Source organism: Devosia ginsengisoli (assembly GCF_007859655.1).
Classification (GTDB): Bacteria; Pseudomonadota; Alphaproteobacteria; order Rhizobiales; family Devosiaceae; genus Devosia; species Devosia ginsengisoli.
Genome location: NZ_CP042304.1, coordinates 3,450,440 through 3,470,084, shown reverse-complemented (window position 1 = coordinate 3,470,084; position 19,645 = coordinate 3,450,440). Strand labels below are relative to the sequence as shown.

At 64.2% G+C, this 19,645-nt stretch carries 18 protein-coding genes and 1 pseudogene; 6 read left to right on the top strand and 13 right to left on the bottom strand.

The features are described from left to right. Positions 1 to 10 precede the first annotated feature (10 nt). Complete coding sequence (locus tag FPZ08_RS16995) at positions 11 to 769, bottom strand: copper homeostasis protein CutC (RefSeq protein ID WP_146291176.1); 759 nt, start codon at positions 767 to 769, stop codon at positions 11 to 13. A 746-nt stretch (positions 770 to 1,515) separates the two neighbouring features. Here FPZ08_RS16995 and FPZ08_RS16990 point away from each other — a divergent pair. After that, complete coding sequence (locus tag FPZ08_RS16990) at positions 1,516 to 1,941, top strand: TadE/TadG family type IV pilus assembly protein (protein ID WP_146291174.1); 426 nt, start codon at positions 1,516 to 1,518, stop codon at positions 1,939 to 1,941. Then, complete coding sequence (locus FPZ08_RS16985) at positions 1,938 to 3,593, top strand: TadG family pilus assembly protein (RefSeq protein WP_146291172.1); 1,656 nt, start codon at positions 1,938 to 1,940, stop codon at positions 3,591 to 3,593. The genes FPZ08_RS16990 and FPZ08_RS16985 overlap by 4 nt, the downstream gene beginning before the upstream one ends. Positions 3,594 to 3,792: 199 nt before the next feature. Here the strand turns inward: FPZ08_RS16985 and FPZ08_RS16980 are convergent, their stop codons facing one another. Then, positions 3,793 to 4,254, bottom strand: coding sequence for a hypothetical protein (locus FPZ08_RS16980; protein ID WP_146291170.1), 462 nt, complete (start codon positions 4,252 to 4,254; stop codon positions 3,793 to 3,795). 180 nt (positions 4,255 to 4,434) lie between these two features. Between FPZ08_RS16980 and FPZ08_RS16975 the strand changes: the two genes are divergently transcribed. From FPZ08_RS16975 to FPZ08_RS16965, 3 genes are all read left to right on the top strand, one after another. After that, positions 4,435 to 5,064: a response regulator gene (locus FPZ08_RS16975; RefSeq protein WP_246132687.1), complete on the top strand. Its 630-nt coding sequence runs from the start codon at positions 4,435 to 4,437 to the stop codon at positions 5,062 to 5,064. Next, positions 5,061 to 6,875 carry a sensor histidine kinase gene (locus FPZ08_RS16970; protein ID WP_146291166.1) on the top strand — a complete coding sequence of 605 codons (1,815 nt, stop codon included), beginning with the start codon at positions 5,061 to 5,063 and terminating at the stop codon, positions 6,873 to 6,875. The genes FPZ08_RS16975 and FPZ08_RS16970 overlap by 4 nt, the downstream gene beginning before the upstream one ends. Positions 6,876 to 7,085: 210 nt before the next feature. Further along, on the top strand, positions 7,086 to 8,510 hold the full coding sequence (locus FPZ08_RS16965; RefSeq protein WP_146291164.1) for an MFS transporter: 1,425 nt from the start codon (positions 7,086 to 7,088) through the stop codon (positions 8,508 to 8,510). A 343-nt stretch (positions 8,511 to 8,853) separates the two neighbouring features. On the opposite strand, the gene FPZ08_RS16960 is transcribed toward FPZ08_RS16965, so the two are convergent. From FPZ08_RS16960 to FPZ08_RS16910, 11 genes and pseudogenes are all read right to left on the bottom strand, one after another. Beyond that, entirely contained in the window at positions 8,854 to 9,489 is a 636-nt protein-coding gene (locus FPZ08_RS16960; protein WP_146291162.1) for a peroxiredoxin, read from the bottom strand. A gap of 166 nt (positions 9,490 to 9,655) precedes the next feature. Next, a complete protein-coding gene (locus FPZ08_RS16955; protein WP_146291160.1) occupies positions 9,656 to 10,153 on the bottom strand; it encodes a CreA family protein in 498 nt (165 codons plus the stop codon). Positions 10,154 to 10,352: 199 nt separating this feature from the next. Continuing rightward, a complete protein-coding gene (locus FPZ08_RS16950; RefSeq protein ID WP_425457606.1) occupies positions 10,353 to 11,144 on the bottom strand; it encodes an amino acid ABC transporter permease in 792 nt (263 codons plus the stop codon). Positions 11,145 to 11,369: 225 nt separating this feature from the next. Further along, a pseudogene (locus FPZ08_RS23100) lies at positions 11,370 to 12,174 on the bottom strand (transporter substrate-binding domain-containing protein). A 237-nt stretch (positions 12,175 to 12,411) separates the two neighbouring features. Further along, positions 12,412 to 12,780, bottom strand: a complete 369-nt coding sequence (locus tag FPZ08_RS23060) for a YegP family protein (RefSeq protein ID WP_146291157.1) — start codon at positions 12,778 to 12,780, stop codon at positions 12,412 to 12,414. A 93-nt stretch (positions 12,781 to 12,873) separates the two neighbouring features. After that, positions 12,874 to 13,176, bottom strand: a complete 303-nt coding sequence (locus tag FPZ08_RS16935; RefSeq protein WP_146291155.1) for an Rdx family protein — start codon at positions 13,174 to 13,176, stop codon at positions 12,874 to 12,876. Then, a complete protein-coding gene (locus FPZ08_RS16930; RefSeq protein WP_146291153.1) occupies positions 13,177 to 13,638 on the bottom strand; it encodes a Crp/Fnr family transcriptional regulator in 462 nt (153 codons plus the stop codon). Positions 13,639 to 13,742: 104 nt separating this feature from the next. Further along, positions 13,743 to 14,381: a DUF1236 domain-containing protein gene (locus FPZ08_RS16925; protein ID WP_146291151.1), complete on the bottom strand. Its 639-nt coding sequence runs from the start codon at positions 14,379 to 14,381 to the stop codon at positions 13,743 to 13,745. A 139-nt stretch (positions 14,382 to 14,520) separates the two neighbouring features. Continuing rightward, the gene (locus FPZ08_RS16920) at positions 14,521 to 14,991 is read right to left on the bottom strand and encodes a glutathione peroxidase (RefSeq protein WP_146291149.1); all 471 of its coding nucleotides are present in this window, start codon (positions 14,989 to 14,991) and stop codon (positions 14,521 to 14,523) included. 12 nt (positions 14,992 to 15,003) lie between these two features. Continuing rightward, positions 15,004 to 15,198 (bottom strand): hypothetical protein, encoded by a 195-nt coding sequence (locus FPZ08_RS16915; RefSeq protein ID WP_146291147.1) that lies wholly within the window; start codon positions 15,196 to 15,198, stop codon positions 15,004 to 15,006. A gap of 406 nt (positions 15,199 to 15,604) precedes the next feature. Then, on the bottom strand, positions 15,605 to 16,183 hold the full coding sequence (locus FPZ08_RS16910; RefSeq protein WP_146291145.1) for a hypothetical protein: 579 nt from the start codon (positions 16,181 to 16,183) through the stop codon (positions 15,605 to 15,607). Positions 16,184 to 16,441: 258 nt separating this feature from the next. On the opposite strand from FPZ08_RS16910, the gene FPZ08_RS16905 reads away from it, so the two are divergent. After that, the gene (locus FPZ08_RS16905) at positions 16,442 to 19,642 is read left to right on the top strand and encodes a type ISP restriction/modification enzyme (protein WP_146291143.1); all 3,201 of its coding nucleotides are present in this window, start codon (positions 16,442 to 16,444) and stop codon (positions 19,640 to 19,642) included. Positions 19,643 to 19,645 lie beyond the last annotated feature (3 nt).

Below are 19,645 nucleotides of genomic sequence, written 5' to 3'. Positions count from 1 at the left end.
ACAGGATTTTTCAGGCGGCGGCGCGGGCCGCGGCGATGGTGCGGCGCACCGCATCGACATCGGTCAGGGTAATTTCGTATTCGCGCTCGATGGCGGTGCCGCCCATGCCGACATGCGGATTGCGGAACACCATGCCGCTCTTGATGGTGTGGAGGGCGGCAAAATGCATCTCGTCCACCCCGGTGGCCTGCCGCACCTGGCCGATCGTATCGGCATCGAGCGCGCCGCAGGCCATGATGACGATGCGGCCAGCGGCGATGGCCGCGGTGTCCTTGAGAATGTCGATGCCTTCCAGCGCCGTGTCGCGCTGGCCGCTGGTCAGCACCCGGTCGACGCCGCAACGGATCAGGGCCTCGATGGCCTCGCGATAGTCGGCGGTCATGTCGAAGGCGCGGTGGCAGGTAACCTTCATGGGCCGCGCGGCCTCGACGAGCGCTTTGGTGCGCGCTTCATCGATCTTGCCATCGGGCGTGAGGCAGCCGATGACCACGCCGGCCACGCCGAGATCCTTCAGTGCCTTGATGTCATCCACCATGGTGGCGAATTCGAGCTCGGAATAGAGGAAGTCGCCGCCGCGCGGGCGGATGATGACGTGGAAGGGAATGGTGGCGACGCGCAGGGCCTCGCGCACCACGCCCAGGCTGGGTGTGAGCCCGCCTTCGAGCAGGCTCGCACAAAGTTCCACCCGATCGGCCCCCGCCGTCTGCGCCGCCACCAGGCCATCAATGCCTTCGACACAGATTTCGATTCGGAACGGGTGCTTGCTCATGAGTGGTCTCCAATTGGTACGGCATTGGTAGTGTGGCGGGGGAGTGGGGGCAAGGGGGTACGTCATTGTTTGACTGTGGACCAGGCGAACCCTCTCCCCTTGTGGGAGAGGGTGGAAATCCGCGTCCAGCGGATTTCCGGGTGAGGGGGTCTGCGCTCGCCCATGCTGCGATGGCAGGGGTAGTTCCGTAGCCCCCTCATCCGCCCTTCGGGCACCTTCTCCCACGAGGGGAGAAGGGAAGGGGTGGTGCGGCACGAGATTACCCCCCACCCAGCTTTGCTACGGCCCTACGGGCCGAGCGGCGCTACCCTCCCCACAAGGGGGAGGGAGACGATGAACACCGATATCGGTGCTGGCGCCCACCCTCCCCCTTGTGGGGAGGGAAGCGAGATAGGACTTAGCGTCAGCTAAGTCCTTGATCGAGCAGGGTGGGGGTATGCTTCCACATACGCGATGGCGGATGGACCACCCCCTCCCGAGCGCCGCTAGGCGCTGCGCGCCAAGCTCTGCTTGCCAGCCATTCGAGCATAGCTCTCATGGCCTTCTCACCTAAGTTTGCTCCACTGGAGCAAACTTGCCTTCGGCCGGATCGAAGCCCCTCAAGGGGGAGGGTGGGCAGGAGCCGCAGCCTCTCCAGAGGGCCGCTCCTTCGTCACTATCCCATCAGCCCTCCGCACTAATCCGCATGGGCCGAGTGACGCCGTGTGAGCCAGTGCGGCGCATGATGGTGGCTCGGAGGATTTGCCATGCGTCGCCTTGCTGGCTGGGTCCGCGATGATAGCGGTACGTCGGCCGTTGAATTCGCCATATTGACGCCGGTCTTCCTGCTGCTGCTGACCGGGATGCTGGCCTATGGGGTCTATTTCGGGGCCGCCCATTCGCTGCAGCAACTGGCGGCCGACGCGGCGCGCACCGCCATTGCCGGGCTGGACGAGAGCGAGCGCAATGCGCTGGTGGGGGACTTTCTGGCGGCCAATGCCGACAGCTATGCCCTGATCGATGCCGACAGGCTCAGCGTGACCATTGGCGACAAGCCCGGCGACCCGGACCATTACCGCGTGGTGCTGGAATATGATGCCGGCGACCTGCCGATCTGGGACCTCTACCCGCCTTTGCCGCTGCCCAGCCAGCAGATCATCTATAGCTCGACCATCAGGCGGGGCAGGATATGAGCCTGTGGCGGGATACACGCGCCAATATGGCGGTGCTGTTCGCCATGGGCTTTGCCATTTCCGCGCTGGTCTCGGCCGTGGCAGTGGATGGCGCGGCGCTCTATCACGAGCGCCGCATGATCCAGAACGGGGTGGACCTGGCGGCCCTGTCGGCGGCCGGCAACCCCGGCGACGCCACGGCGCTGGCACAGGCCGCGCTGGTCGAGGCGGGATTGCTGCCCGTGGGCCCCAGCGCCGGGCTGACCGTGGTGACCGGCCATTACGACCCCGACCCGGCCATTGCCGCCGCCGACCGGTTCACGCCGGGCCGGGCGCCGCTCAATGCCGTGGCGGTGCATTTCCAGCGGCGGGGCGCACTGTATTTCGCGCGGGGCTGGGCCGAGCCGCCCGAACTGGGCGCCATGGCCATTGCCAGCGTGACCCCGCAGGTGTCGTTCTCGCTGGACTCGCGCCTGGCCAGCCTCAAGGGCGGCATCGCCAATGGCGTGCTCAACGCGCTGCTCGGCACCAATGTCGCGCTCGATGTGATGGACTATCAGAATCTGCTCGCCGCCAAGGTCGATACCTTCGCCTTTCTCGATGCGCTGGCCGGACAACTGGGCGTCACAGTCGGCACCTATGACGACCTGCTGGCACTCGAGGCCGACCATGGCAAGCTGGCCGGGGCGCTGGCCAGCCTGCTGACCGGGGTGGAGCGCACGGCCATGCTGAAACTGGCCGGAGCGGCCGGGCATAATGGCAGCGTGAAGCTGGCAAAGCTGTTCGATCTCGGCGCGCTGGGCGGGCTGGCCATCGGCTCGGGCAATGGCGAGGGCCTCTTCACCGCCATTTCGGCACTGGACCTGCTGACCGCCAGCGCTGGCCTGGGCAATGGCGACCGGCAGGTGTCGCTGGCGCTGACCGCCGGCATTCCGGGGCTTGTGAGCCTCGATGCGCAACTGGCCATTGGCGAGCCGGTACAGGGTGGCGCATGGTTTGCCATTGGCGGCGTGGGCAGTGTGGTGCGGACCGCCCAATTGCGGCTGCGCGTGGTCGCCGAAATCCTGGGCAGTGGGGTGCTGGTCGGGGCGCCGATCCGGCTGCCGCTCTATCTCGAAATGGCGCAGCCCGAAGCCGTGGTGGGAGCGGCCAGCTGCCCATCGGGTGCGGGGGGCAAAGGCAGCGCCACCATTCTCACCAGACCGGGCGTGTTGCGCCTGATGATCGGGGAGGTCGATGATGTCAGGTTCGGCGATTTCAACACGACGCCGGTGGTGGCGCCGGCAAAGCTGGCCGAGGTCAAGCTATTGGGCCTTACCGTGCTGAAAGTGCTGGCCTCGTCGCTGGTGGAAATCGCCCAGACCACGCCGGTGGCGCTTGGCTTTTCGAGCAGCGATATTGCCCGCGGGGTGATCAGGACCGCGCGGACGACCACCATGGTGAGTTCGCTCACCGGATCGCTGCTGGGCAATATGGTGCTCGATGTGCCGGTGCTCGGCCTGGGGCTGAATCTCAGCGGCCTGACCGGGCTGCTCAACACCATCCTGACGCCGCTGACGCCGGTGCTCGACCTGACGCTGGCGCGGCTGCTCGAACCGCTGGGGCTGGCGCTGGGCGAGGCCGATGTGCGGGTTTATGGCGTGCGGTGCAGCCATCCGGTGCTGGTGGGCTAGGGAATATGGTGACGCGTCGGATGCCCACCCTCCCCTTTGAGGGGAGGGCAGCGGCGCCTGGCCCGCAGGGCCTTGGCAAAGCTGGGAGGGGGTAGTTTGCGGCTCGATGACCCCCTCCCTAGCTACGCTATGGCCTGGCGGCCTAGCTTCGCTACCCTCCCCTCAAGGGGGAGGGTGGGCAGGCTTTGTGCCGGACCGCTCAGCGCGTTGGCAGGGATGCGGAGCCGAGGGCGCTGGCGCGGATCAGGGTGCGGGTGACCAGCGGGGCCGGGGCGAGGGTCAGCTGGCTGGTGGCGCTGGCCACGGCCGTGCCGTTTCTGGTGCAGACCAGATGCATGAGGCTGGGGCCATCGGCGGTGTGGCGGGCCAGTTCGGTCACCACCACCAGCTTGCCGAAGGGCTTGAGCCGCGTGCGCCCGGCAGCGGAAACGAGCGTGGTGGTGGGCGGCGCGGGCAAGGTGGAGAGATGGCCGGCGCCGGCCAGCCAACCCTGGGCGCAGAGTTCGACCAGGTGCTGCCAGAAGGCCTCGGTGGGCTGGCCGTCGCGATGCAGTTCGCCCGGCAGCGGGCGCAGGCTGATGACGGTGGTGTCCCTGGCAGGCAGCCAGGCATTGAAGGCGCCCCACAGCCTTTGCCGCCAATGCCGCATCTGTCCGATCATGGTTCCATCCCCCCGGTTGACCAGTCGTTGGGGCGGACCATAGGAGCGCGGGGAGACCGGCGGGATACCATGAAAGGGGTATCGGGTCGCGGGACATCCCGACTATAGTTCGGCTCGGGGCAGGCTGGCAGGAGCGGGGTATGACGAACGGGCCGGAGGGCGCCGCTGCGGATCGTTCTGGTGGAGGACGACGAACCGATCCGCCGGCGGCTGGCCGAACTCATTACCGACTGGTCCGGCGCCACACTGGTCGCCACCTGTGCCACGCTGGCCGAAGCCATGGCGGCGATCGAGGCGCAGAGCTTCGACCTGCTGGTCACCGATCTCAAGCTGCCCGACGGCAATGGCATCGAGGCGATCCGGCTGGTCGGCAAGCTGCAGCCTCAGGCCGAGGCCATGGTGATTTCGGTACTGACCGACGAGCGCTCGGTGCTCGACGCCATCGAGGCGGGGGCGGCGGGCTACCTGCTCAAGGATGCCGAGGCGCTCGACCTGGTCGAGGCCATCACCGACCTGATGGCGGGCCGCTCGCCGATTTCCTCGCGCATTGCCCGCGTGCTGGTGCGCCGGCTCGCCGAGCGCGGGGAGGCGAGCGGGGCGGCGGAGGACAGGCCGAGCCTGACGCCGCGCGAAATGGATATCCTGTGGGGCATTGCCAAGGGCTTTACCTATGGCGAGCTGGCCGAGCGGCTGGGCATGTCGCGGCAGACCGTGCCGGTGCATATCCGCAATATCTACCGCAAGCTGCAGGCGTCCAATCGCAGCGAGGCGGTGTTCGAGGCGACGCGGCTGGGGCTGATCCGGCTATGAGGCCAGTCGGGGTGGCAGGACCGGCTTTGCTGCTGGTGGCGCTGACCCTTGTGCTGGCCAGCATGCCGGCCTGGCTGCATCTGCCGCTGCCTGATAATGGGCTGGTGCTGACGCAGGCGGCGCTGGTGGTGGATGACGGACCGGTGCAGGCGGTGACGCTGCCCGATACGGTGCGGACGCCGGAGCCGGGGCGCTCGGTGGTCCGCTATGCGATGACGTTCGAACTGCCGGCGCAGCCGGAACAGGCGCAGACCGTCTATATTCCGGCGGCGCGGCACCAGTTGAGCGTTGCGGTGAATGGCCTTGTGGTGCAGTTGCCGGCGGATTCTCCCTGGCTGCAGCAGGCGCAGGGCTATACGAGCCTGCTGCGCGTGCCGGCGGACTATTTGCTGCAGGGCGAAAACCATATCGTGGTGACGCTGCGGCGGAGCGACGCCGCCATCCCCTTCTATCTGAGCCCGGTCTATATCGAGCGGGGGGCGGGGCTGGACCGTTCGCCTTGGCTGGCGCTGGCCATGGCCGGACAGGGGCGCATCGCCGCCTTCGTGCTGCATCTGGTGGTGCTGCTGGGCCTGCTGACGCTGTGGACGGCGCGGCGGCACGACCCGCTGTTCCGCTGGCTGGCGCTGATCGGCAGCACGACGCTCTTGGCAACAGTGCTCGATATCGCCCAGGTGCTGGAGGGGCTGGCCTCGTGGGCGCCGGCCCAGCATGTGCTGATGTGCGCCTTTGGCCTGATGGCGCTGGGCGTGGCGCTGTCGGCAGCGGAACGGCCAACGCCGCGCTGGCTGGTGCCCACAATGTGCGTGCTGCCGGTGCTGCTGCTCGGGCTGGGGCTGCTGGTGGGGGAACGGCCATTGCTGGTCACCGGCATCAGCGCCAGTATCGCCATTGGCGGCCATATCGTGGCCACCGTGCTGCTGGCGGCCAATTTCCTGCGCACCGGGCGGTGGGACCAAGGCCTGCTGGCCGTGCCCTTCTTCCTCGTCGCCTGGATCGGGCTGGGCGACATGATGGTCGTGACCGGGCTGCGCGAGGCGCCGTTCCTGCTGACCAATTATGTGCGGCCGCTGACCATGCTGACCATTGTCGTGGTGCTGATGCGGCGGCTGGCCAACAGCCTCAACAGCCTCGACGAGGCCAATGACCTGCTGCGTAACAAGCTGGCGGAACAGGAGCGGCAATTGTCGTCGCTGCATGCGCGCGAGCGCCAGCGCGCCGCCGAGGCGGTGCTGGAGGACGAGCGCGGACGGCTGACACGCGACCTGCATGACGGGCTCAGCGGACATCTTGTATCGATCATCGCGCTCAGCGAGCGCGGCGCCGACCCGGCCACGATCGAGCGCTCGGCCCGCGCGGCGCTCGATGACCTGCGGCTGGTGATCAACTCGCTCGATGTGGGTGACGAGGACCTGCCGCTGGCTCTGGCCGGGTTCCGCGAGCGGCTGGAGCCGCAATTGCGCCGGCTGGGCGTGGGGCTGGACTGGTCGATGGAGAAGCTGCCCGAGATCGGCGGGGTGACGCCGGGCAATGCGCTGTCGGTGCTGCGCATCATGCAGGAGGCAGTGACCAATGCGCTCAAGCACGGCCCAGCGCGGCATATCCGCATCGAGGGGCGACGCGGCTATGGCGGCGCGGCCGTGATCGCGGTGGCCAATGATGGCGGCGGCAGCGAAGCGGCGCGGGCCGGACATGGGCTGAGCAATATGAGCCGCCGGGCCCGCTCGATCGGCGGCGATGCCGTGTTCGAACGGCTGGAGGGCGAGGCGATCATGCGGCTGACCCTGCCGCCGCGGCTGCTGGACGCTTAGGGGGCTCCACGCGCCCGGCCGCGTGGTTCGACGGGCTCACCATGAGGCCTTCGAGAGCTGGCTTTAAGTCCTGCGGCCGCTCACATTTCAGCCCTGCGCAGCGGGCCCTCGCGGATTCTCCTCGCTTCGAGCGGGGTGGAGGACTATGCAATTGCGCTTGCTGCCTGCATAATATATCAAGCAATTCCTTTTTTTATTCGAGTCGCTGTCATGACCGATTCCACCCAAAGCAGTTGGGCCGAAATTTTCACGCCCCGTTTCGCGACGGTGACGCTGATTCTGTGCCTGGGCGTGGCGCTGCTGGCGTTCAATGCCTTCCTCGCCTCGATCTCGCTGCCGACTGCCGTGCAGGAAATGGGCGGGGTGGCGCTGATCTCGTGGGCGCTGACGCTGTTCCTGGTCTTTGCCATTGTCGGCGGCTCCGGCGCGGCTTTGCTCAAGCAAAGGCTGGGTGCGCGCACCGCTTTGCTGGCATCGGCCAGCATTTTCCTGCTGGGCACGGTGGTGGCTGGCACGGCCGGTTCCATGGAGCAGGTGCTGGTGGGACGGGCTCTGCAGGGGCTGGGCGAAGGCGTGGTCTCGGCGATCTGTTTCGCGCTGATCCCGGAGCTGTTTCCGTCGCGGCTGGTGCCCAAAGTGTTCGGGCTGCAGGCAATGATCTGGGCCGTTGCGGCGTTTGGCGGGCCGGCGGTGGCGGGGCTTTTGACCGAGCTGGTGTCCTGGCGCGCGGCGTTCCTGGTCAATGTGCCGCTGGTGCTGCTGTTTGCCGCCATGGTGTCGGTGAAAGTGCCGGCTCATTCGCCCGAGGACCGCAAGGTGGTGACCTTTCCGGGTATTCGCCTGCTGACCATCGGCGCCGCCATCATGCTGGTGGCTTTGGCCGGGCTGGCGCAGCCGCTGGCGGCGACGGGCCTGCTGATCGCGGCCGCGGCGCTGCTAGTGCTGGTGGTGTGGCTCGATGCCCGCGCCACGGACCGGCTGATGCCGCCCGATGCGTTCCGGCTGGTATCGGTGGTGGGCACCGGGCTGTGGATGGTGCTGCTGATCAATATCGCGGGCGCCGGCTCGGCGGTTTATCTGGTGCTGGTGGTGCAGGAAATGTGGGGCTATGGCCCCACCGCGGCGGGTGCCCTGGCGGCCACGCTGGCGGTGGCGTGGAGCGCATCGGCGATCCTGGTGGCCAATGTGCGCAGCAAGGAGACGCGCAAGACACTGATCCGGCTGGGGCCGGCCATGATCGGCGCTGGGCTGCTGCTGGTGCTGGCCGGGCTGGAACTGGATCAGGTGGCCATCGTGGTGGCCGGGCAATTGATCATCGGCTCGGGCTTCGGCACCTGCAATGGCTATCTGAACCTGACCATGATGGAGGCCGCCAGCGACGCCGAACGCGACCGCACTTCGGCGCTGATGCCGACGACGCAATCGGCGGGCAATGCGATCGGCGCGGCGCTGGCCGGCGTGGCCGCCAATTCGGCGGGCATGGCCGCCGCCGTCTCGGCGCTGGAGGTCAAGCTGGCGGTGATGCCGATCTATGTGCTGGGGGCGGCGATGGCGGCTCTGGCCTTTGCCGCGGCCTGGCGCATGGTGGGGATGATCCGGCCGCAGGATGTGAATTCGAGCTTTGCGGCTGGGTAGGGTTTTTGGTGGGATACCCCCTCCCAGCCTCCCCCTGATAGGGGGAGGAACAGATCGCGTTACTGGCGCCATATCCGGGCTTCCCCTTCTCCCCTCGTGGGAGAAGGTGCCCGAAGGGCGGATGAGGGGGCCTACGCGCCATCCATCAGCGTTGAAGCATGGGATGGCGCAGCCCCCTCACCCGGTTTTCCGCTGAACGCGGAAAAACACCCTCTCCCACGAGGGGAGAGGGTTGGCCGGCCTCATGCGCTCAAAATCACAATCAACGCCTTGAGCTGAAAAGAAAAAGGGCGGTGGATGAACCACCGCCCAGTTTTGTCAGGGAGAAAACGTGTGCGCGTTCCTACGCGCGGGGCTGGGGAACAATGCGCAGATAGGGCTTGGGTTCCTTCCAGCCATTGGGGAACTTTTCCTTGGCGGCATCATTCGACAGGGAGCTGGCGATGATGACATCCTCGCCATTCTTCCAGTTGACCGGAGTGGCCACCGAATGGTTGGCGGTGAGCTGGAGGCTGTCGATGACGCGCAGCACTTCATCGAAATTGCGGCCGGTGGAGGCCGGGTATTCGATCTTGAGCTTCACCTTCTTGTCCGGGCCGATAACGAAGACCGAACGCACGGTCAGCGTGTTGTCGGCATTGGGATGGATCATGTCATAGAGGCGAGCGACCTCGCCCTTGGTGTCGGCCAGCAGCGGGAAATTCAGCGCGGTACCCTGGGTTTCCTCGATATCCTTGGCCCAGCCGCCGTGGTCCTCGAGCTTGTCGACCGATAGGCCCAGCACCTTGACGCCGCGCTTGTCGAATTCGGGCTTCAGCTTGGCGGTGTAGCCCAGTTCGGTGGTGCAGACGGGGGTGAAATTCTTGGGGTGGCTGAACAGCACGGCCCAATGACCATCGATATAGTCATAGAAATGAATGGGGCCTTCGGTGCTGTCGGCAGTGAAATCGGGGGCGGTATCGCCAATCAGAATTGCCATGTCTTGATCCTTACCGGGCCGGTTGAAGGCCCCTACTCGCTTTAACAAGGAATATCGTACTCCCAGCCGCCGATTGCAGCGGCCGGAAGTGAAATCCTTTTATGTTTTGGGCGGCAGGAACGCCATGGCGTTCCAACGGGATGGCCGCAGGCAGCAAAGCCGGCGCTCAGGGCGCTGATGGCGCGCCATTGCTCCAGGTGACCTGCTCGGTATTGAGGGGAATGACCGACAGGCTCATCTTGCCCGAGCCCTGCTGGATCTCTCGGGCATGGGCCAGATAGATCAGTGCATTATTGGCCTGGTCATAGACGCGGGTGACGCGCAGCGACTTCCAGATCAGCGAGCGGCCTTCCTTGAAGATTTCCTCGCCGCCGGCGCGGGTATTGATATCGCCGATGGTGATGGGGCCGGTGACCGAGCAATCGAGCGCCGAATAGGAGGGGTCCTCGAACCAGTTGCCCTGGCTGATGCGATCAATGAAGGAGCGGTTGAAATAGGCCAGGTGGCAGACGACGCCATCGACCTCGGAATCGGCCACCGCATCGATGGCAATGTCATTGCCGGTCCAGTCGACGCCGACGGAACCCACTTCGCGGCTGTCGCCACAGGCGGCAAGGGTGACGGCGACGGCGGCAGTCATGACGATGGCGGCGAGGCGGTTCATGGGCGGGCTCCCTGGTTGCGGGAATTAGATGGGATGTTTGGGGGTGAGTGCAATGGGCGGGGCATGAAATGAGCCGCACTCTCGATCGTCACCCTCGGGCTTGACCCGAGGGCACTGTACTTACCCGAACGTTCAGCAAGTGAAGAGCCCTCGGGTCAAGCCCGAGGGTGACGGCTGGTGGTTGTTTCGCGCCGCGCCGTCAGTAGCTGCGCTCCTTCAGATACCGCTCCAGCAGCCGCACCAGCAGGGACAGCGAAATGGTCATGGTGAGATAGAGGAAGGCCACCACATTGTAGGTTTCGAAGAAGAGGAACGTGCCGGAGGAATAGACCTTGCCGAGCTGGGTGATGTCCTGCACGCCCAGCGCCGAGACGAGCGCCGAATCCTTGATCATCGAGACGAAATCATTGGCCAGCGGCGGCAGAATGGTGCGCAGGGCCTGGGGGAAGGTGACCAGCCGGAAGCATTTCCAGCGGCTGAGGCCGAGCGAACGCGCGGCTTCGAGCTGGCCGCGATCGACAGATTCTATCCCCGCGCGGAAAATCTCGGCGATAAAGGCAGAATAGCAGATGGTGAGCGCCACGATGGCGCGCCAGACGAAATCGAACTGGCGGATCGTCACCACGGTGTCGAAGGGCTGCAGCAGCCAGTTGAGGCCGGCCACCATGCCCGGGGCGCCGACAAAGGCGACGTAGAAGAGAAACACCAGCACCGGAATGCCGCGGATGATTTCGACATAGAAGGTGGCGATTTCGCGCAGGACGCGATTGTTCGAGGTGCGGGCCAGGGCGACGAGCAGGCCGATCAGCGTCGCCACGGTGAAGGCGACCAGCGTGACCCAGATGGTGGTGAGGACGCCGCCTGACAGGGCGCGGAAAATCTGGCTATAGCCGGCATCATTGGTGATGGCCCAGAGGCCGGTGACAAAGAGCAGCCCGATGGCGAGCAGCCACCAGGGCAGGCGAGCGAGGACGGAGGGGCGGCGGGGGATGTAGGTCATGGTTTCTTATTTGCCCCGCAGGCTCTCAGTCGGTCTTCCCTCCCCCTTGTGGGGAGGGATCGAGGGTGGGGGTCGAGGGTGCCATAGGCGCCGAGTTTGCGGAGCCCTCGACACCCCCACCCTGCTCGATTCAACGGACTTAGCAAACGCTAAGTCCTATCTGCTCTCCCTCCCCCACAAGGGGGAGGGAAGCAGACTGAAAGCTCAGCGCCAATTCTACTGCGCCGAATTGTATTCGTAGAACCACTTCTGCTGCAGCGCATCCATGGTGCCGTCGGCCTTGATCTGGGCCAGGGCGGCGTTGATGGGGGCGACGAGGTCGGAGCCGGGGGTGAGGATGAAGCCGAAATCCTCGGTGCCGAGGGGCTCGCCGATGACTTTGAAGGCACCCGGATTGGCGCCGATATAGCCATTGGCCGAGGTCTGATCCATCAGCACGGTATCGACATCGCCGGCCTGGAGGGCCGCCACCGATGTGCCGAAGGTGTCGAACAGCTTGATGCGCGGATTGGCCTCGTCGCCATCGAGCACGTTGTAGACGGCGACGTAGAAATTGGTGGTGCCGGCCTGGGCGCCGACCAGATTGGCCGCGTCGGCGGCGAAACTGGCGGCATCGGTGAAGCGGGTCTCGTCGGCGCGGACCAGCATCAGCTCGCTGGCTGGTGAGGTAGCTATCGGAAAAATCGATCTGGCTCTTGCGCTCGTCATTGATGGTGATGCCATCCATGCCGACTTCGAACTGGCCGTCGCGCACCGCCTGGATCATCACGTCCCAGCTGGAAAGCTGCCAATCGACCTTGGCATTGAGGCGGGTGGCGATCTCGTTGAAGAGATCATATTCGAAGCCGATGCCCTCGCCAGTCGCCGGATCGGCGAAATTGAGCGGCACATAGGCGTTTTCGGTGACGGCGACGATGGTGCGGCCGCCCAGATCGGGCAGTGCGTCCTGCGCCTGGGCGATGGGCAGGCCGAGGGCAGCAACGGCCGCGGCGGCGGCGATGAGTTTAGTGAGCGAAGGCATGAGGCAGCAGTCTCCCGGTCGATGTTTTGCCGGGAGACTAGAGCATTTCGTCAGAGCCTGGAAATGGGGAGATTGCGGCAGACTTGTCGCAGGCGGTGCCGCGCAACACAGATCGTCACGTCAGGGCTTGGACCCGAGGGCCCTTCGCTTAACCGGCGCATCGCAAGTGCAACGCCCTCGGGTCAAGCCCGAGGGTGACGCGCGGCGGGTGTGGCGGCCTGTTTGCCGGAGCGAAGTTTATGCCCCGTCTGCCACGTCGGCGCCCGGGCCGTTCTTCTGCAGCGACTCGATGGCGTTCTTGGCCGAGGCCTTGGATGTATAGGTTTCGGTGCGGACCATGGTCTCGCCATTGCCGGCGACGAAGCGCACGAAATGCTGGCCATCCTTGGAGGCAACGATCTCGAAGCGGTAGCCGGAGCCGGTCTCGTCCTTGGAGAGATCGACCGTGGCGGCGCCGGGCGCATTCTTCTTCAGCGACTCGATGGCCGACTTGGCGCTGGCCTTCTGCTTGTAATTCTCCGACCAGAAGATCTTCTCGGAATTGTAGGAGAAATCGAACTTGAACTGATCGTTGGCTGCCGGGGTGACGTTGAATTTATGCGCCATGACGCTGGGACTCCTCTTCGGCGGCCGCGACCCGGCCGCAATCACGCGGAGTAGATTAACGGCCTGAGAGCAGAAGGGAAGCCCTCTGACGCGTCAGGATATTTCCGGGCCCCCGGAGGCGCGATCGATATGGCCCAGGTCGCGGTCCGGATCGATGCGGTCGCGGACCAGTTGCTTGAGCTGTTTCACATCGGGGAAGCCGCCGTCGCGCTTGCGCTCCCAGATCAGCTCGCCGTCGAGATGGATCTCGAAAATACCGCCGGTGCCGGGCACGAGCGTCACGGCACCCATTTCGAGGCTGAAGGTGGAGAGGACTTCGGACGCCATCCAGGCCGCACGCAGCAGCCAGTTGCACTGGGTGCAATAGGTGATCGTCAGGTCAGGCTTGTCCGCCATTCAGGCCTTCTTGCGCTTCTTGACGTCGGCCGGATCGACGAGGCTCGCCAGGATCTGGTCGACCAGGTCGAGATCCTGCCGTTTGCCGGCGGCCTGCTGCTGCAGGTCGACCAGATAGGAGGTGGTGTAATAGAGCCGCCGCGCCAGCATGGTGGCGATATGCAGCGAGAATTCGGGGCGGGAATCGAGGAAGGTCAGCGCATCGGGGATTTCATAGGCCGTGACCGCCGACAGCGCCTTGACCGTGGCCGAATGGGGCATGTCGAGCAGCACGGCCATTTCACCGAATATGGACCCAGGCTCGTCAACATGGGTGACCTGGGTGCGCTCGCGGATGACTTCCACCTGGCCCTCGACCAGCACATAGAGCCGGCCGAAGCGCTCGCCTTCGGGCAGCATGACGGCGCCCGGCTTGAACGTGACCTGCTTGAGACCCTGGCAATATTCGAGAATGTCGGCCATCTGCTCCCTCCGCCTGCCGGCCTTCTATATCGCGCAAAGTCCCGGCCGGTCAAAGCAAAGCCGCCCGGCGCGAACCGGGCGGCTGGAGAGGACAGGCGGCAGGATCAGTTGATCCAGATCACCGTGTTGGTGGACGAATCGACCAGAGCCGGGCGATCGCCGAGATAGACATAGCCATAGCGCGAATCGGGGATGGTCGAGATTTCGGTGCCGTCGGGCAGCACATAGCCGACCACCGCATCGCCCTCGACCGTGACCGAGGTCACCGGATTGGCCACGGCAAAATCAGCGGCGGTCTGCGGCACGAGATAGCCCGGCGACTGCACCAGCGCACGCGACTGCAGGTCGACGATCCAGACGCGGTCATTGGCGTAGACATAGCCATAGGCCGGGTCGCCCTCGATGGGATAGACGGTGACATCGGCCGGCACGACGAAGCCGATATCGGCGGTGCCGTCGAAATAGATCGGCTCGACCGGATGGGCCGCGACATAGTCGATGGAGGAAGTGGCAATGCCCGCTTCGGCGCCGATGGTGGCGCCGGCAAAGCCGCCGATGACGGCGCCGATGGGGCCGCCGAGCAGGCCGCCGATCACGGCGCCCGTGGTGCCGCCGCCGGTGGCGCCAATGACAGCGCCGGCTTCAGCATCGGACTGGACGCCGACGACCTTGTCCTGGGCGACAGCAGGGAGGGCAGCGGCGAGCGAAAGTGCGGCCATGGAGGCCAGAAGAAGCTTTTTCATTGTCTTGATCCTAACGTAGCGGAGCGGGCCGAAGCCTGCTCATTGCGGAAGCGCGGGGCCAATGCTGGCGGCGCGCGGTTAACCGCCCCGTGGTTTTTCCAACGGGGGCCCGGGGCGGTTCGTTCCGCAGATGTGAGGATCAGACGGCGAGCTGTTGCAGAATGGCACCGGTGAGGTCGGCGGGCTGCGTATCGGGGGCGAAGCGGGCGGCGACCTGGCCGTCCCTGCCAATGAGGAATTTGGCGAAATTCCATTCGATATCGCCGGGATGGCTGGCCTTCAGCCAGGTATAGAGCAGGCTTTCATCGGGGCCATTGACATCGAGCCGGGCGAACAGCGGGAAGCTGACGCCGAAATTGACTTCGCAGAATTCAGCGATTTCGGCGGCACTGCCCGGCTCCTGCAAGCCGAACTGATTGCAGGGAAAACCCAGCACGACGAGGCCCTGGTCGCGATACTGGCGCCACAGCGCCTCGAGCCCGCCATATTGCGGGGTGTGGCCGCATTGGCTGGCGGTGTTGACCACCAGCACGACACTGCCGGCATAGGCGGCGAGGGGCTGGGGCGTGCCGGATAGCAGAGGCAGGGTGAAGGCGCTGAGGCTGGTCATGGCGGCGAGGGCTCAGTGGCGGATGAGCTGCAGATCGTTTTCCGAGACGATGCGCTGATGGGTCTCGGCCTTGCCCTGGACCTTGTATTGCACGGCATGGCCCTCATAGGGCAGCAGGGCGACGATCTGGCATTCGCCGGCCTTGCGGCTGCTGCTGGCGCGATTGGGCAGCAGGTCGAGCACCTGGCCGACCTTGTATTTGTGCATGTGGGGAACTCCGGCAAAAACCGACTTTATCAGCTTAAGGGCGCCGACACAAAGCAAACGATTCGCGCAGGCACGCGGCAGTGCCGGACGGCGCAGGCGCCTCCGGGGATGAACAGAACGGGCGGGCCCCGAGACGGCTTTCGCCTCGATGGTATTTTTTAGTGAGACGAAAACCGCCTCGGGGTGCCGGGACTTGCTCGGACGGCGCGATCGCAAACCCCAGCGGATTGCCGTAGCGCCCCGCCCGAATGTTTCGTCCGCTCGACCCGAAAGCAGGCGCGACCCCGCCTTCCCCGGCTGGCTTCCGGACGCTCGTCGCTGCAGCGCCGCCCGTATCCCGGAAGCTGGGGGTATCATACGCGCGGTGATGCCCGCGGGGATAAGATGGATAACTTTGCTTGGGACTTTAGCGATTGCGATATTGCTCGATGCGCTTGGCCAGCTTCTGGCGCAGCTCGAGCATCTTCGCCTGGTAGGCGGCATATTGCGGATCGGCATGCGGCGCCTGCGGCGTCTCCAGCCGTGGCCGCAGCCGCCGCACCGGCAGGGGCACCTTGTCCTTCACCAGCCAGACATAGGCCTTGAGATCGCTGCGCCAGACGCTGTTGGCCGCCTCCCAGCCATCGAGCTCCGCCAGGGCCTGACCAAGCTGGGTGGCGAGCCCGCCATGGTCGGGCGCCGCCATCGGCAGGGGATCATCATGGGCAAGGAAGGGCCTGGCGTCCCGCAACAGCGCCTCGGCCACGCCGATGGTGTGGCGGGAAACCGGCGCCTCCGGGCGGCGCGTGGCCACGGCGGTGACCTGCGCCTGCAGCGCGCTGAGCCGGAGCCAGAGCGCTTCGTGGCGGGCCGCGAGGGCGTGGGTGACGCGCGGCAGGGATTTTTTGCGCGGCCTGGCGGGATGGGCGGAGACAGGCGCAGCCTGCGGCGCAGGCTGGCCTTGAGGGGTTTCCCCGAAAGGCGGCTGGGTGGTGTGTGGGGGCATGGGGTTCTCCTGTTGGGGCGGGATGCCGGACAGGAGAGGATAAGGCGGGATGGAGCGGTGGGGATTAGTTTTCTAACTCCGACAACTTGCTTGTCGCAGGAATTTTTCTATGGTCTTGCACTTGGCTACAGGTGGGCGACCGTCAAACTCACCGCGGCACGAGCTTAGCTCGTCGGAGTCGATGGTGGGATTGTTCAGGGATTTTCCTTTGCGACCATAGGCTTGGGCCGCTATCGTTCCCCGCAGTTAGGGGGCGACATGCAAATTTCAGATTATCTCGATCAGGTGCGCAGCGCTTACTCTAGCGGGCACGCTACCGAGCACAGCTATCGTCCGGCACTGTACGCTCTTTTCAAGTCGATCGACCCAGCACTGGCGGTAATTAACGAGCCAAAGAAGTCGGAAGCCGGTATGCCGGACTTTCTGTTCCAGCGGGGCGATATCCCAGTGGGTTGGGCAGAGGCGAAGGATATCGACAAGGACGTTATCAAGCTCAAGGGCTACTCAATTGAGCAGCGTAGACGGTATGAGGCAGCTTACGCCAACCTGATCTACACTAACGGCGTAGACTTCGAATTCATTCGTGAGGGTCAGCAGGTCCACTTCGTCTCGATAGCAGACTTTGTCATGGGACTTCAGCCCCGGCCAGAAAACTTTGGGGAGCTCGAACGCCAGCTGCGCCTGTTTGCGGAGCAGAAGCCAATCACCGTCCGTTCGGCTGCCAAGCTGGCTGAGATGATGGCGGCCAAAGCGGCCGTTATCAAGGACGAGATAGCCCTGGCACTGAGGGGCGATCCCGAATTTCGTTCTGGGCTCGGCGGCCAGTTCAAGAGCTTCAAAGCCAACCTGCTGCCGGCGCTGGAGCCCGACGAGTTCGCCGACCTCTACGCGGAGACAATTACTTACGGCATGTTCGCAGCGCGCTTTCATGACGACCATCTGGCGACATTCAGCCGGCAGGAGGCGATGGAAAAGCTGCCGGCATCGAACCCTTTTCTGAAAGGGCTGTTCGAATACGTCGCCGGACCAGCCCTGCCTAAGCGCCTAGCCTACATCGTCGATGACTTAGTCCAACTGATGCGCGCCAGCGATCCTCACTCATTGTTTGAGGACTTCGGCAGGTTCACGGCGCGCAACGACCCCTTCATCCACTTCTACGAAGACTTTCTCGCCGCCTATAATCCGAAGAAGCGCAAGAGCCGCGGCGTTTGGTACACACCTGAGCCGGTGGTCGATTTCATCGTGCGGGCGGTGGACGAAGTGCTGAAAACGGAGTTTGGCCTGGCTGACGGTCTGGCTGACACATCCAAGGTTACAGTCGATTGGGACACCGGGACCAACCACCCCAAGACGGGCAAACCGATCACCCAAAAGCGCCAGGCGCACCGAGTCCAGGTGTTAGATCCAGCGACCGGGACCGGAACCTTCCTAGCGAAGGCCGTCCAATTGATCGCTGATCGTGTCAAGGCGCGCGCGCCGGGAAAATGGTCTGGCTATGTGGAGCAAGACCTTCTGCCACGCCTGCACGGCTTCGAGCTGCTAATGGCTAGCTACGCCATGTGTCACATGAAGCTGGACATGCAGCTGACCGAGACGGGTTACAAGCCCAGCGCCCGACCGCCGCGCCTGTCCGTCTGGCTGACCAATGCCCTAGAACCCGCCGAGCGCGACGTCCGTGACCTGTTTTTCCAACCCTTGGCCGAGGAAGCACGGGGGTCGGGTGAGGTAAAGCGCCAGACGCCGATCATGTGCGTGATCGGTAACCCGCCGTATTCAGGCGAAAGCGCGAACAAAGGCGAATGGATCAAGGGCCTAATGGAGGCTTACAAACGCGAGCCCGGCGGAAAGAAGCGACTAAAAGAGAAAAACTCGAAATGGATCAACAAAGACGAGCACAAATTCTTGCGTCTGGCATCTCATTATGTCGAGAAGAACGACAATGGCGTGCTCGCATTCATCACAAGTCACGGATATTTATCAGATCCAACGCTCCGGGGCATGAGATGGGAATTACTTCGCGTATTCGATAAAATCTATGTCTTGGACCTTCATGGCAATTCGAATAGGAAAGAGAGGGCACCCGACGGCTCCACGGACAAGAACGTGTTCGACATCATGCAGGGCGTCGCTATCATCGTCGCAGTGCGTAAAAAGTATCACTCCACCAGCGAGTTAGCGGATGTATTGCAGAAGGACTTGTGGGGCACTCGAGCAGGAAAGAATGCTGCGCTCTGGGAAACGTCGATCCACTCCAACGACTGGGTGCCGGTGGATATTCGCTCACCCAACTACGTATTTGTCCCGCGCGATCAAGACAAACTTACTCAATACGAAATGGGCGTTGCCATAAACCTGTTGTTCCTGAAGTCGGGCAATGGGATCGTGACTAAACGTGACCAGCTTTGCGTTCAACGCTCGCGTGTCGCCGTGTGGGAGACCATGTTGGCGTTCCGCGATCAGCCGGAGGCTGAGGTCCGCCGCGCCTACGGCATTCCCGCTGACGTTCGGGACTGGAGATACGACTGGGCTAAGGCTGATGTGCTCGCCCATTTCGACCCCGCTTACATTCAGAGTATAAATTATCGGCCGTTCGATCAGAGGTTCTTGCTCTACACAGGCAATGCACGCGGGTTTGTGGGCTGGCCTGTACGTCAGATAATGTCTAGTTACTTAGCTGGCCCAAACCTCGGGTTGCTTGCCCCGAAAGCCAACAGGGATGCGGCGTTCGCGCATGCGTTCGTTACGGAACGTCCGTCCGAAGCTATCTTTCTTTCGGGCACAACTGGCTCAAATGCCATGAACTTGCCCCTCTACTTCTATCCCGACGCATCCGCTCAGTCTGACGCCTTCGCCACTGGGCACCGAGCGCTCAATCTCGACCCCAAGCTCTTTGCCGCTATCTGCAAAGCCGGCGGGATCGATTCGGCCGATCAGGCGGGACCAGAAGACGATTTTCGGTCAGCGACCGGCGATGCCCGACCTAGTGAAGTCAAGGTGTTCGATTACGTCTATGGCGTTCTGCATTCTCCGGACTATCGGGCGACCTATGCTGAGTTTTTAAGGATCGACTTCCCGCGCATTCCGTACCCCGCCTCACCCGAGGTGTTTCGGGATGTGAGCAAGAAAGGCGAGGCCCTCCGACGGCTGCATTTGATGGAAGCAAATGTCGTGGGGGATACGCCTTACGTCTTCGCCGGCGAGGGCGACGACGTGGTTGCGGCCGGCTACCCGAAGTTTGTGGACGGGCGCGTTCACATCAATCCGAACCAAGGCTTCGACGGAGTGCCGGAGGTAACGTGGAACTGCTTTGTCGGTGGCTATCAGCCGGCCCAGAAGTGGCTAAAGGACCGGCGCGGGCACCCACTGTCTTGGGACGACATCGGCCACTACCAGAAAATCGTCAAGATACTGACCGAAACGGCCCGAATCATGGGGGAGATTAACCTGCCGCTGGGCTAGCAG